We start from the raw sequence: 12,696 nt of genomic DNA on the forward strand, positions 1-12,696 counted from the left end.
TACTATTTTACCTATTTTTTTAATAACTTTGAGTTTTTAAAAAGAAAACAATTCATAACGGGGATACCATTAACAAAAATCGTAATTTTTTGCACACGTTCATAAAAAGATGCAAAAAAAATAGCATGAAATAAGGTTTTCTTTCGTTTGTTGTCGAATATAGAAGTCAGTATGGAAAAGGATATTATAATTTTAGGTATTGAATCGTCTTGTGACGATACATCTGCTGCGGTAGTAAAGAATGGCGTGATTCAAAGTAATGAAGTTGCTGGACAGAAATGTCATGAGTTATATGGAGGGGTTGTTCCAGAGTTAGCTTCTAGAGCACATCAACAAAATATTATCCCTGTGGTAGACCTTGCTTTAAAAAATGCAGGTATTACAGTGGACCAGCTCTCGGCAATAGCATTTACTAGAGGTCCAGGTCTATTAGGTTCATTATTAGTTGGAACTTCTTTTGCTAAAGGGCTCTCCTTGTCCGCAAATGTTCCATTGATTGACGTAAACCATCTTCAGGGACATGTTCTTGCACATTTTATTCAAGAAGAGGTGGGGGATAAGAAGATGCCCACTTTCCCTTTTCTATGCCTATTAGTTTCTGGTGGAAACTCTCAGATTATTAGAGTCGATGACTATTTATCGATGGAAGTCCTTGGACAAACCATTGATGATGCTGCAGGTGAGGCTTTTGACAAATGTGCCAAAGTTATGGGTTTACCTTATCCAGGTGGTCCTCTAGTTGATAAGTATGCAGCGTTGGGAAATCCAGAAGCTTTTAAATTTTCGAAACCAAGGGTAAAAGAGTATGATTATTCCTTCTCAGGACTAAAGACTAGTTTCTTATATTTCCTAAGAGATAGAGTGAAAGAGGATCCTGATTTTATTGAAAATAATCGAAATGATATCTGTGCCTCTCTTCAAAAAACAATTATTGATATTTTATTAGATAAGCTTAGAAAAGCAGCAAAAGACACTGGTATTAATGATGTTTCCATTGCTGGAGGTGTGTCGGCTAACAAGGGCCTTCGTGCTGCTTTAACCAATGATGCAGAGAGATATGGATGGAACCTTTTTATTCCACCTTTCTCCTTTACCACTGACAACGCTGCAATGATCGCGATCACTGGCTACTATAAGTTCTTAAATAAGGATTTTATCGGTCATGATGCCGCTCCTTATTCGAGAGTTACATTTGACAAGTAGTTACAAAAATATAAATTGATTTGGAAGGGAGTTTTGTAAGATGATGTTTACGAAACTCCTTTTTTATTTTTATAAGATATAAAATGAACATAAAAGTTGAAATAAAATCAATTTTCTCTAAATTTGTAATACTTTAAACAATATATCGTAGATGAACAGTGTAAAGAATAAAATAATAAGTTGTTTTCTATTGCTTGTCTCTCTGATGAGTACTTTAGGAGTCAACATGTTCTTTCATCACTGTTATGAACACGATCATTCTGATTTTGCACTAATTTCTCCATCCAATTGGCATAGCAGTACTGAATGCCTTCGCTTTTATGACTCTCAAGAACAATCATCTTGTCTTAGTGATAAATGCCAATGTGTAGCGCATAAAAGGATCATTCATATTCCTGGGGAAGACCTGTCCAATCATTGTATGGATAAACACTTGTATCTTAAACATAGTGTTATTGATATTACATACTCTCAAATAAGAATCAAAGCACCTGTTTTTGAAGTTTTTCAAAAGGTGGCTATTAAAGTTGAAATGATTAGAGATCTGCTATATAGTTTGGTCTCCAACTTCGAAGATAATGATTTTTTTATCCCTTCAAATGATATATTTAGGGATAATTCTGCGCCCTTGTTTGTAGTACTACAGAACATTAAATACGCCTGTATTAGTTGTTAAATAGTTGAAAGTTAATATTGTATAGAGATGAAATGAATCTCTCTGCATTGTTATGTTGTATTAATAATTATTTTATCAATTAAACTAGAAAATATATGTTTCGTTTGTTTTTGAGTGCATGGCTCTTATTGCTATGTTGTGTCTCTTTTGCAAAAGGTTATAAAGGCAAAGTATTTGAAGTTGCCGATAATGGAGAAAAACTTCCAGTACCAGGTGTTAATGTTGTGGTGAAAGGAACCCAAATTGGTACTGTAACTGGGGCTAATGGCCAATTTATATTAGATACTGATGTAAAGAATGTTATGCTAGTGTTTAGTTATGTTGGTTATCACAAAGTAGAGGTCACTCCTAATGATCCTAATAATATCACTGTTCAGATGGTGCAAGGAGAAACTCTTGATGGAGTAACTATTTCGAAAAGAAGAAAGTCAACAAGTTTTTCTCGTGTTAACCCTATCCAATCTCAGAAAGTATCTGGTGCTGAATTAACAAAATGTGCATGTTGTAATCTGTCAGAGAGTTTTGAGACAAATGCGTCTGTGGATGTCTCTTTTGCTGATGCTGTATCAGGTGCGAAAACGATTAAAATGTTGGGGCTATCAGGTAAGTATTCTCAGATGATGGTTGAGAATATCCCTGCACTTCGTGGTGCTCAAAATAGTTATGGACTGGAATATATACCGGGGACATGGATGCAGTCTATACAGATATCAAAAGGAACTGCCGCTGTTAAGAGTGGTGCTGAATCTATCACTGGTCAGATCAATGTCGAACTAAAAGAGCCAGATGGGGAAGAGAAAGGTTCCTTTTATATGTACGGTAATCAAGATGGGAAGATGGAATGGAATGCCAATTACGCAATGAAGCTTAGTGAACACTGGAGTACCGCTTTCTTTGCCCATTACGAAGATACCTATCGTGAGATGGACAATAACAAGGATGGCTTCTTAGATAGACCCGTGACCCGACAATCCAACTTCTATAATAAATGGAAGTATAAGTCTGATTTTATAAACTGGAAGGTTGGTTTGAGTTATATGGAAGAGACTAGAAATGGGGGACAAGTTAATTATGACCATTTGTTAGAACCCGATCAACAAGAAGTTTATGGTATTGGGCTTGAGTCACAAAAAATGAATGTATACTCAAAGTTAGGGTTTATATTCGACCGTAAAAATACCAGCTTGGGACTTGTTGCGAAGTATGATTATTATACAAGAGATTCTTTTTATGGACATCAATATTACGATATCGATCAGAGCAATATCTATGGCTCTGTCGTTTTTCAGTCATATCTATTTAATGAAAATCATAATTATACAGTAGGAGCTAACTATGTGAATGATCAGAATAAAAACCAAGTACAATTTTCAAATGATAATAGTTTACAGGATGTCGGGTTTGATGAGGAGGTAATTGGAGCTTACTTAGAATATACTTACGCACCAACAGATGATATTACATTCTTGGCTGGTGCTCGATATGATCATAGTAGTTTACATGGTAGTTATTGGACCCCAAGACTTCATTTGCGATGGGCCTTTAATTCCTCTTCAACCATTAGACTATCGGCAGGAAAAGGATATCGTACACCTCAAGCGATAGCAGAAAATAGTAGATATCTTGCTTCTGCTAAAGTATGGCATTTTGATCAAGCTGATCCTATTCAAGAAGAGGCTTGGAATTTTGGGGCAAGCTTAATCAATAATTGGCATCTTTGGGATAAACCTCTGACTTTATCTCTCGATTTTTATCGTACAGAGTTTAAGAATCAGATGGTCGTTGATTTAAATCAATCTCCTTATGATTTGTATCTATATTCGTTGGATGGTTCAAGCTTCTCCAATAGTTTCCAAATAGAGGCACGGTATGAACCTTTTGAACGTTTCGAATTAACTACAGCATTCCGTGTCAATGATGTAGAGATGACTTTTAAAGAGGTTGGTTTGAAAGAGGTTCCAATGATGGCTAAATACAAAGGTTTGGTATCTGCTTCATATAGCACAAATATGCGTAAATGGCAATTTGACCTTACTGCTCAGTTTAATGGTGCACAACAACTTCCTACTTCAGAAGGAAGAGATCCTGTGTATCAACAACCAAGTGAATCGCCTGCCTACACTGTTCTAATGGCTCAAGTAACAAAGAATTATAGAGCATGGAGTTTCTATGTTGGTGGAGAGAACTTAACAAATTATACACAAGATAACCCAATCATTGCTGCGAATGATCCATTCTCTTCTAAAGATTTTGATGCTGCTCAAGTGTGGGGACCTATCTATGGTCGAATGTTCTATTTTGGAATTAAGTATGCTTTTGATTATTAATCTAATATAACTTTTTGCACGATGAAAACACTAAAATTATTATTGCCTATCTTTTTACTTCTTATCAGTTTGTCTCCTTCTTTTGCTAAAAAAGATAAGAAAATTGCAGATGTAACTTATATCTGTTCTATTGATTGTGACCACTGTAAAAAAACAATTTTGAAGAATATACCTTATGAGAAGGGCGTCAAAAATGTGGAGGTGTCTATCCCTACTAAAGAGGTGAAAGTCACTTTTCGAACAGATAAAACGGACATCAAAAAATTAGAGCTTGCTATCGAGAAATTAGGATATGAAGCGGATGTTAAAAAACAAGAAAAAGAGACGAAAACGAAGGACTGTTGCAGTCATAAAAAATAACAAAGTTTACTAGTATCTATAAAAAAGTTTCTACAGATTTGTAGAAACTTTTTTTATAAAACACTAATAACAATGAACCTGAAGATCACACTATTAGCAGTATTGTACTTTCATGTCTTTGCAGTAATGGCTGCAAGAGTCGATACCATCCAAGTTCGCTCTAAAAAGATGAAAAAAGAGGTTCCTAACCTTGTAATACTACCCGAAAATTACACTTCCAAAAAAGAGTATCCTGTACTGTATCTACTGCATGGTGCGACCGATGATTATACTGGATGGATTACGAAATGTCCAGAACTAAAGAACTATGTTGATCGATATAAGATGATTATTGTTTGTCCTGATGGTGCTAGAACTAGTTGGTATTTCGATAGCCCTGTCGACAAGAAGATGCAGTATGAGTCTTATATTACAAAAGATTTGGTATCTTATATTGATAGTCATTATAGTACTATTGACAATGTAAAAGGACGTGCCATTACTGGACTAAGTATGGGTGGACATGGTGCTTTATATTTGGCTTTTCGTCATCAAGATATATGGGGAGCTGTAGGAAGTATGAGTGGAGGGGTCGACTTTACTCCATTCCCATTAAATTGGGACATCGCAAAACGTCTTGGTTCTTATGCTTCAAACCATGAGGTTTGGGCGAAAAATACGGTTCTTTCACAAGTATATCTTTTGACAAAGAGCTCATTAAAGATCACTTTCGATTGTGGTAAGGATGATTTCTTCTATCCGATGAATGTAAAGTTACACGAAAAACTAGATTATTATAATATTCCTCATGACTTCGCTGTAAGGCCAGGAAGACACAATTGGAAATATTGGTGTAACTCTATTAAATATCACCTTATCTTTATGAACAACTATTTTAATCAATAAAAAAAGAGAGAGCGATAACAAACTGTTATCGCTCTCTCTTTTCTTATATAGTGAAAAAATTAATCTTCTGCTATTACTAAGTCTTCAAGTGAAGTCATAATATCTTTATCAACTAAGATACGTCCACAATACTCACAAACAATAATTTTTTTACGAGATGCGATATCCAAATGTCTTTGAGGTGGGATTTTGTTAAAACAACCACCACATGCATCACGCTGAACTGTAACTACAGCCAACCCGTTACGTGCATTTGATCGGATACGTTTAAACGCAGTAAGTAGACGCTCTTCGATAGGTTCTTCTATCTTAGATGCTTTATTTGCAAGAAGATCTTCTTCAACAGCTGTTTCAGCAGAGATATCTTCTAGCTCTTTTTTCTTATTCTTAAGATCAATACCACGGTCATCAAATCTCACCTTAGCTTCTTTTATCTGCTGTGACTTGATTTTTGCTTCCGCACTAAACTCTTTGATTCTTTTCTCAGCTAACTCAATTTCCAATGTTTGAAACTCTATCTCTTTAGACAATGAGTCGAATTCACGGTTGTTGCGAACATTATTTTGTTGCTCCGTGTATTTTTTAATCAACTCTTGTGACTCTTTGATTGAGTTCTTCTTGTTTGTTACAGAAGTGTCAATGCTCTTAACCTCTTCCTTATATTTAGCGATACGAGTCTCAAGACCTGCTAATTCGTCTTCTAAATCTTGTACTTCAAGAGGAAGTTCTCCACGAAGTGTTTTGATTTTATCAATTTCAGAAACTACAGACTGAAGTTCGTAAAGTGCTTTAAGTTTTTCTTCAACCGTAATTTCCATTTCTCCGGATCTTGTATTTTGCAGATTCATCTCTAAATTATTTATATTGTCCGACCATATACTCCGCTACAAGTATTGTAATGATTGCAGAGAGTCAATGTCTTGATAAAAATTTTTCTAACTTAAATTTTTAATGAATGTTACTATGTTACTTTTCTCCAATAAAGTAATTTATTGCATTTGAAGATATACTTGACATTCGAACTGCAAAGTTAGGGAATTTTTTTGTAAGTATTTCATAAAAAACCTCTTTAGTAAACTGTTCGCTTTCAAAATGACCAATATCAGCAATTATAATCTTATTCTCGGCATTAAAAAAGTCATGATACTTTACATCTCCCGTAATAAAGATATCCGCATTGTGTCGTATCGCATCGTTTAAAAATCCGACACCTGAACCACCACAAACTGCTACTTTCTCAATTTTAGACTTACAAACATGAGAGTGTTTAATTACTGGAATATCAAATGTCTTATTTAGAAGTTGTAAAAATTCATTCGTGTCCATTGGTTCACTTAGTGTTCCTACCATTCCTAATCCAGAAGTTGTCTCTTTTCGTTGAGTTTCAACTAAATCGTATGCCACCTCTTCATAAGGGTGTGACTCCTTCAGAGTGTTAATAAAATGGGTTAACTCACTTTGTCTAACCAAACATTCAAATCGAATTTTTTCTACTGATTCAATTTTATTTTCTGTTCCTATATATGGATTTGCTCCTTTTAGAGGGCGAAATTGTCCTATCCCTTCCGTGGTAAAACTACAACAATCGTATTGACCAATATGACCAAATCCATTTTCTGTAAGAGCATTCGTAACCTCTTTGATATGGGTTCTAGGGATGAATGTTGTGAATTTTAATATCTTGCTGTAATTTGGTCGTAAAATCTCTTGGTTTTGAAGTCCAATCTTATCCGCAATCTTACTATTTACTCCACCAAAAACAGAATCCATATTGGTATGAGAGGCATATAATGCAATGTTGTTTTTAATTGCTTTCATTACACATCTTTCCACCATATTCTTTCCATTAATCTTTTTCAGTCCAGAAAAAATAATAGGGTGATGTGCAATAATAACATTGAACCCATTATCTATAGCTTCATCAATAATCTCTTCCGTCACGTCTAAAGTAAGTAATACGCCAGTTGCTTCCATTTCAGGATCTCCAACGATAAGGCCTGCATTGTCATATGACTCTTGAAGATTAAGAGGGGCTAATACCTCTAATACCTCAATTATGTGTTGTGTTTTGATCATGTACTTTCTCTTTTTTATCCATTTGATCCTTGAGTTGAATCAATTGTTTTCTGATGTCGAGGAGTTTTGTTATTATATGTGCGGTAGGATTTTCCGTCTCCTCTGTCTCTTTTAACTTGATTTGTGCCCCTTTTAATGTAAGTCCTTTTTCTTTGACCAAATGATAGATCAATTTAAAATTTTCTATATCTTTTGTGGTAAAGAGTCTATTGCCTTTCTTATTTTTATGAGGCTTAATTTGTTTAAAAGTGTTTGACCAATATCGAATTAGAGATACATTGACATCAAACATCAGTGCCACTTCACCAATCGTGTAGTATGTTTTGAGGTCTTTCATAAAGGTGAAAATCAATAATTATTCACTGAAATAGTATTCTAAAGATACAAATCAAAGTACAGTAAACTACAAGAATATTAGGAAATATTATTAGTCAAATGACTGTCCCATATTGGTAGAGTACTCAATCATCTTCTCATATTCCTCTGCTGTAAGGTCTTGGAAATAGTAGTTTTGAGGGTTTACAGCTCTCTTGTTTTTGTGTACCTCATAGTGAAGGTGAGGACCAGTAGATTTACCTGTGCTTCCTACATATCCGATTACATCTCCACGGTGTACACGTTGTCCCTTTTTTACATTGAACTTACTCATGTGTGCGTAAAGAGTCTCGTAGCCATATTCATGGTCGACAAGAATGTGAAGGCCATATCCTACCTTACTTCGAATGACTCTCTTCACCACTCCATTCCCTGTCGCAAATATCTCTGTTCCTATCGGAGCAGAGAAGTCCATTCCATAGTGAAATTTAGGAATCTTATAAATTGGATCCACTCGCATTCCCCATCCAGAAGCAGCTCTTTTAAGGTCTTTGTTTGAAATTGGTTGTATCGAAGGAATACATGTCAACATCTTTTCCTTGTTTAAAGCCATATCTAACACCTTATTATAGCTCTTAGATTGAATGTATAACTGCTTGAAAAGAGTGTTAATTTTAAGAGATGTCTCTTTCATCAAATCTTCGTCATTTATATTTGACAACTCAGCAAATTTATTGATGTCGTCAAAATTTGACTCTTTGAGTTTTGATGGTATTGGGTCTGCCTCGAAGATAACACGGTATATGTTATTGTCCCTATATTGAATGTCATTTAGGATCTCAGACATCTGTTTCATGTCTTTATTCATCAGAACAAACTTATTTTTAAGCTTGTCATTCCTTTGAATTAAATCACGTTCTTTTCCTGTTTCGAAAACTTTTGTGGTCACGAAAGAGATGATCAATGCAAAGAGAAAACTAGTACCTAAGAAGTAGAGTGTTTTTTTGAATTTCTCCTTAAAATTAACTTCTACTTTGTCGTAACTTAGTGTTTCCGGGTTAAACCTATAATTATCATTGGCCATGAACGAATGATTTTTATCGTATTCTATTGAGTAATTTTACTGAAATAATCTAAATTTGCAAGCATTGAAGAATATTCCTTATTGTTGACTAACGGACAAATGTAATAAAAAAATATTCTTCGTTGCGTTTCATTCCATGTAAATGGAATATTATTGAAGATAAAAATTAATTATAATAAAAAATACAGTATCGTGAATTCAAAAGAGATTAGGCAAACCTTTTTAGATTTTTTTGCTTCAAAAGGGCATGAAATCGTACCATCTGCTCCGATGGTTGTAAAAAATGATCCTACGTTGATGTTTACCAATGCGGGGATGAATCAGTTTAAAGACATCTTTCTTGGTAATTCCGCCGCCAAATCTTCAAGAGTCACCGACACCCAAAAATGTTTACGTGTTTCAGGAAAACATAATGATTTAGAAGAGGTCGGACACGATACTTATCACCACACGATGTTCGAAATGTTGGGTAATTGGTCTTTTGGCGATTACTTCAAAGAAGATGCGATTAATTGGGCATGGGAACTGTTGGTGGAAAAATTAGGTGTTTCTGAAGATCGTCTATATGTAACTGTGTTCGAAGGGGCAAAAGAGGATCAAGTACCTTTTGATCAAGGTGCGTATGATATCTGGAAAAAACACCTCCCTGTTTCTCGTATTATCAACGGAAATAAAAAAGATAATTTTTGGGAGATGGGTGAGACAGGTCCTTGTGGTCCTTGTTCAGAAGTTCATATTGATATCCGTTCTGATGAAGACCGACAAGCAGTGGATGGTTTAACTTTAGTGAACCAAGATCATCCTCAGGTAATTGAGATATGGAACCTTGTCTTTATGCAGTTTAATCGTAAAGCGGATGGATCTTTGGAACCGCTTCCTAAAACGCATGTCGATACAGGAATGGGATTCGAACGTCTTTGTATGGTACTACAAGGAAAACAATCTAATTATGATACCGATCTATTTACTCCTCTTATTGGTAAACTAGAGCAACTTTCTGGAAAGAAATATAATGAAGACCTGAAGGTGGATATTGCGATGAGAGTGATCAGTGATCATATTCGTACTGTTACTTTTGCTATTGCAGACGCCCAACTACCATCCAACAATAAAGCAGGTTATGTAATTCGTAGAATCTTACGTCGTGCTGTGCGTTATGGCTACACTTTTCTCGGTTTCCGTCGTGCATTTATGTTTGAATTGGTAGATGTGCTTACAGAAGTGATGGGAGAGGCATTCCCTGAAATTGTACTGCAGAAAGAGCTTATTGTTAAAGTTACAAAAGAGGAGGAAGATTCATTCCTTAGAACTCTTGATACTGGTATTCGTCTTTTAGAGCGTATCATGGTTGAATCGGAGAAGAGTGGAAATAAGAAGGTAGAAGGCACTGTTGCTTTTGAACTATATGACACTTATGGTTTCCCTCTAGATTTGACTGAGTTGATCGCTCGCGAGCACAATATGGAAGTAGATATTGAAGGTTTTAACCAAGCTATGGAGGTACAAAAGAGTCGTTCTCGTAATGCTGCTGCACAAGAGCTTTCTGATTGGACTTTTGTTCGTGACGAGATGGATTCTAAGTTTGTGGGTTATGATACTACTAGTACTACATTAAATATATTAAGATATCGACAAGTAAAACAGAAGAAGAAGTCATTCTTCCAAGTGGTATTTGATGTGACTCCTTTCTATGGAGAATCGGGAGGACAGGTTGGAGATATGGGGTATATCGAAGCAGCAGGAAATAAGTACTCTGTTGTGGATACTAAAAAAGAGAATAACTTGACTGTTCATATCCTTGAGACATTGCCTGAGAATGTAGATGCAGAGTTTCTAGGAGTTGTAGATGTGGATAAACGTTTGGATATTACAAACAATCATACTGCTACTCATATTCTAGATTATGCTCTTAGACAAGTGTTGGGATCGCATGTAGAACAAAAAGGTTCATTGGTTACAGCAGACAATCTTCGTTTTGACTTTTCTCACTTTCAGAAAGTGACAGAAGAGGAGTTAATCCAAGTGCAAGAGGTCGCAAACCAAATCATTCGTGCAAACTATAATCAAGAAGAGTTTCGTTCTATCCCAATGAGTGAGGCTGAAGAGATGGGTGCTATTGCTCTTTTTGGAGAGAAATATGGAGATCATGTTCGTGTAATTAAGTTTGGAGATAGTCTTGAACTTTGTGGAGGTACTCATGCAAAAGCAACAGGTCAAATTGGATCTTTTGTGATTGTTTCTGAATCTTCTATCTCTGCTGGGGTACGCCGTATTGAAGCTATCACTGCCAAAAAAGCGGAAGCGTATCATCAGGATCAGGCAAATTTAATGAAAGAGGTTAAGGCTATTCTGAACAATCCAAAAGATATTACTGCTGCTATTCAAAATTTATTGAAAGAGAATGCTGCATCTGCTAAAATTGTTGAGGCATTCCAAAAAGAGGTGGCACAGCAAGTGAAGAAAGATCTTGTAGCTTCCATGAAAGAGGTGAATGGAATGAATCTTGTCGAAGGAGTTGTCTCTGTAGATTCTGCCGGTGCATTAAAAGATATTGCTTTCCAATTAAAAGGTGAGATCGAGAATTTATGTTTTATTGTTGGTGCAAACCTAGGTGGAAAACCAAACTTAACTGTGATGATTTCTGAAAACCTTGTGAAGGAAAAAGGGTTACATGCAGGACAAATTATTCGTGAGGTAGCTAAAAAAATCCAAGGTGGAGGTGGTGGTCAACCATTCTTCGCAACAGCTGGAGGAAAGAATGTAGATGGACTTGCAGAAGCGGTTCAAGATGCAGTCGCTATTGTCTGTAAATAACTTATTTAACTTAAAAGAAGATGGATAAGAAAAGTGCATTTGAAATATTAGATTCACAAAGATATGGTATCCCTTATGAAGCAATTCAGTTTCTTTGTGAGATGGAACTAAATAACGAGATCGAATCTGTAATTATTGAGCGTATTAAGAAAGCTTATAATGAGGATGTGATACTTGGAAATAGTGATACTCAAACATATCATGCTGCTTTATGGTATGCTATTGTCGCGGAGAAACATCTTACGATGGAGCTTGTTGAGTGGATTGCAAAGCTATTTTCGACCGAAGCTATTCCTGATTGGGATATGTTGAATGAGCAGTTACTCTTTCTTGTGGGAGCTGCTTGTGAAAAGTATCCTGAAGCAGTTGATCTATTTTTAGATTCTATCGCAAAAGCAGTGAAACTTGATGATCCGAAGCCTCCTTACATGTACCTTTATGAGTCTGTCTTTTTTATCACCACAGAGAGCCAAAAAGAGAAAGTTAAGGAACTTTTGAAATGCAATATCGATCGTAAATCGCTATTTTCGGTTATGCTTGCAGAGAAGGGATATGATTGGGCGAAAGATCTTATTCAAGATCTTGCAAACAAACATGGAGAGAATCATAAGCAGGGGAGTGAAGCGTTTCATACAGCAGAAGAGTATCGTTATGCTCTTTCTCTGTTCGAAAAGAGTGGAAGACCTCAGTGTTTCTATCTGATGAGAACAGATTGGCAAACTCATTACAAAGGGCTTGAAGCAATGTTCGACGAACAAGAAGCCCCTACTTTAATGGACCTAGCTAATGTTGGTAGAAATGATCCTTGTCCTTGTGGTTCAGGGAAAAAATATAAAAAATGCTGCTTAAGAAATTAAGTATATTCAAATAACTATTGTAGAAGGTGTTCTCTGTTAGAGAACACCTTTCTTGTTTTTTATCCCTTGTATAATATGTTGTAGGGGAGAAGGTGGTTT

Annotated in this window: 11 protein-coding genes; 7 read left to right on the plus strand and 4 right to left on the minus strand. The window is 35.7% G+C overall.

The window, feature by feature from the left end; genetic code table 11:
• Nucleotides 1–171: 171 nt before the first annotated feature.
• The 5 genes from tsaD (at nt 172) to K4L44_01380 (ending at nt 5,451) form a co-directional block, all read left to right on the plus strand.
• Nucleotides 172–1,203, plus strand: a complete 1,032-nt coding sequence (gene tsaD, locus K4L44_01360) for a tRNA (adenosine(37)-N6)-threonylcarbamoyltransferase complex transferase subunit TsaD (GenBank protein QZE14547.1) — start codon at nt 172–174, stop codon at nt 1,201–1,203.
• Nucleotides 1,204–1,354: 151 nt separating this feature from the next.
• Entirely contained in the window at nt 1,355–1,879 is a 525-nt protein-coding gene (locus K4L44_01365) for a hypothetical protein (protein ID QZE14548.1), read from the plus strand.
• Nucleotides 1,880–1,974: 95 nt separating this feature from the next.
• A complete protein-coding gene (locus K4L44_01370) occupies nt 1,975–4,206 on the plus strand; it encodes a TonB-dependent receptor (GenBank protein QZE14549.1) in 2,232 nt (743 codons plus the stop codon).
• A 21-nt stretch (nt 4,207–4,227) separates the two neighbouring features.
• A complete protein-coding gene (locus K4L44_01375; protein QZE14550.1) occupies nt 4,228–4,566 on the plus strand; it encodes a heavy-metal-associated domain-containing protein in 339 nt (112 codons plus the stop codon).
• Nucleotides 4,567–4,638: 72 nt separating this feature from the next.
• Complete coding sequence (locus tag K4L44_01380; protein ID QZE14551.1) at nt 4,639–5,451, plus strand: esterase family protein; 813 nt, start codon at nt 4,639–4,641, stop codon at nt 5,449–5,451.
• 59 nt (nt 5,452–5,510) lie between these two features.
• On the opposite strand, the gene K4L44_01385 is transcribed toward K4L44_01380, so the two are convergent.
• The 4 genes from K4L44_01385 to K4L44_01400 form a co-directional block, all read right to left on the minus strand.
• Nucleotides 5,511–6,299, minus strand: a complete 789-nt coding sequence (locus tag K4L44_01385; GenBank protein QZE14552.1) for a hypothetical protein — start codon at nt 6,297–6,299, stop codon at nt 5,511–5,513.
• Nucleotides 6,300–6,417: 118 nt separating this feature from the next.
• Nucleotides 6,418–7,527, minus strand: a complete 1,110-nt coding sequence (locus K4L44_01390; GenBank protein QZE14553.1) for a Nif3-like dinuclear metal center hexameric protein — start codon at nt 7,525–7,527, stop codon at nt 6,418–6,420.
• Nucleotides 7,502–7,864 (minus strand): MerR family transcriptional regulator, encoded by a 363-nt coding sequence (locus K4L44_01395; protein ID QZE14554.1) that lies wholly within the window; start codon nt 7,862–7,864, stop codon nt 7,502–7,504. The genes K4L44_01390 and K4L44_01395 overlap by 26 nt, the downstream gene beginning before the upstream one ends.
• 90 nt (nt 7,865–7,954) lie before the next feature.
• A complete protein-coding gene (locus tag K4L44_01400) occupies nt 7,955–8,926 on the minus strand; it encodes a M23 family metallopeptidase (GenBank protein QZE14555.1) in 972 nt (323 codons plus the stop codon).
• Nucleotides 8,927–9,118: 192 nt separating this feature from the next.
• On the opposite strand from K4L44_01400, the gene alaS reads away from it, so the two are divergent.
• Complete coding sequence (gene alaS, locus K4L44_01405; protein ID QZE14556.1) at nt 9,119–11,740, plus strand: alanine--tRNA ligase; 2,622 nt, start codon at nt 9,119–9,121, stop codon at nt 11,738–11,740.
• A 20-nt stretch (nt 11,741–11,760) separates the two neighbouring features.
• A complete protein-coding gene (locus K4L44_01410) occupies nt 11,761–12,597 on the plus strand; it encodes an SEC-C domain-containing protein (GenBank protein QZE14557.1) in 837 nt (278 codons plus the stop codon).
• The last annotated feature ends 99 nt before the right edge of the window (nt 12,598–12,696 follow it).

This window comes from Prolixibacteraceae bacterium (assembly GCA_019720755.1).
Lineage (GTDB): Bacteria > Bacteroidota > Bacteroidia > Bacteroidales > Prolixibacteraceae > Halosquirtibacter > Halosquirtibacter laminarini.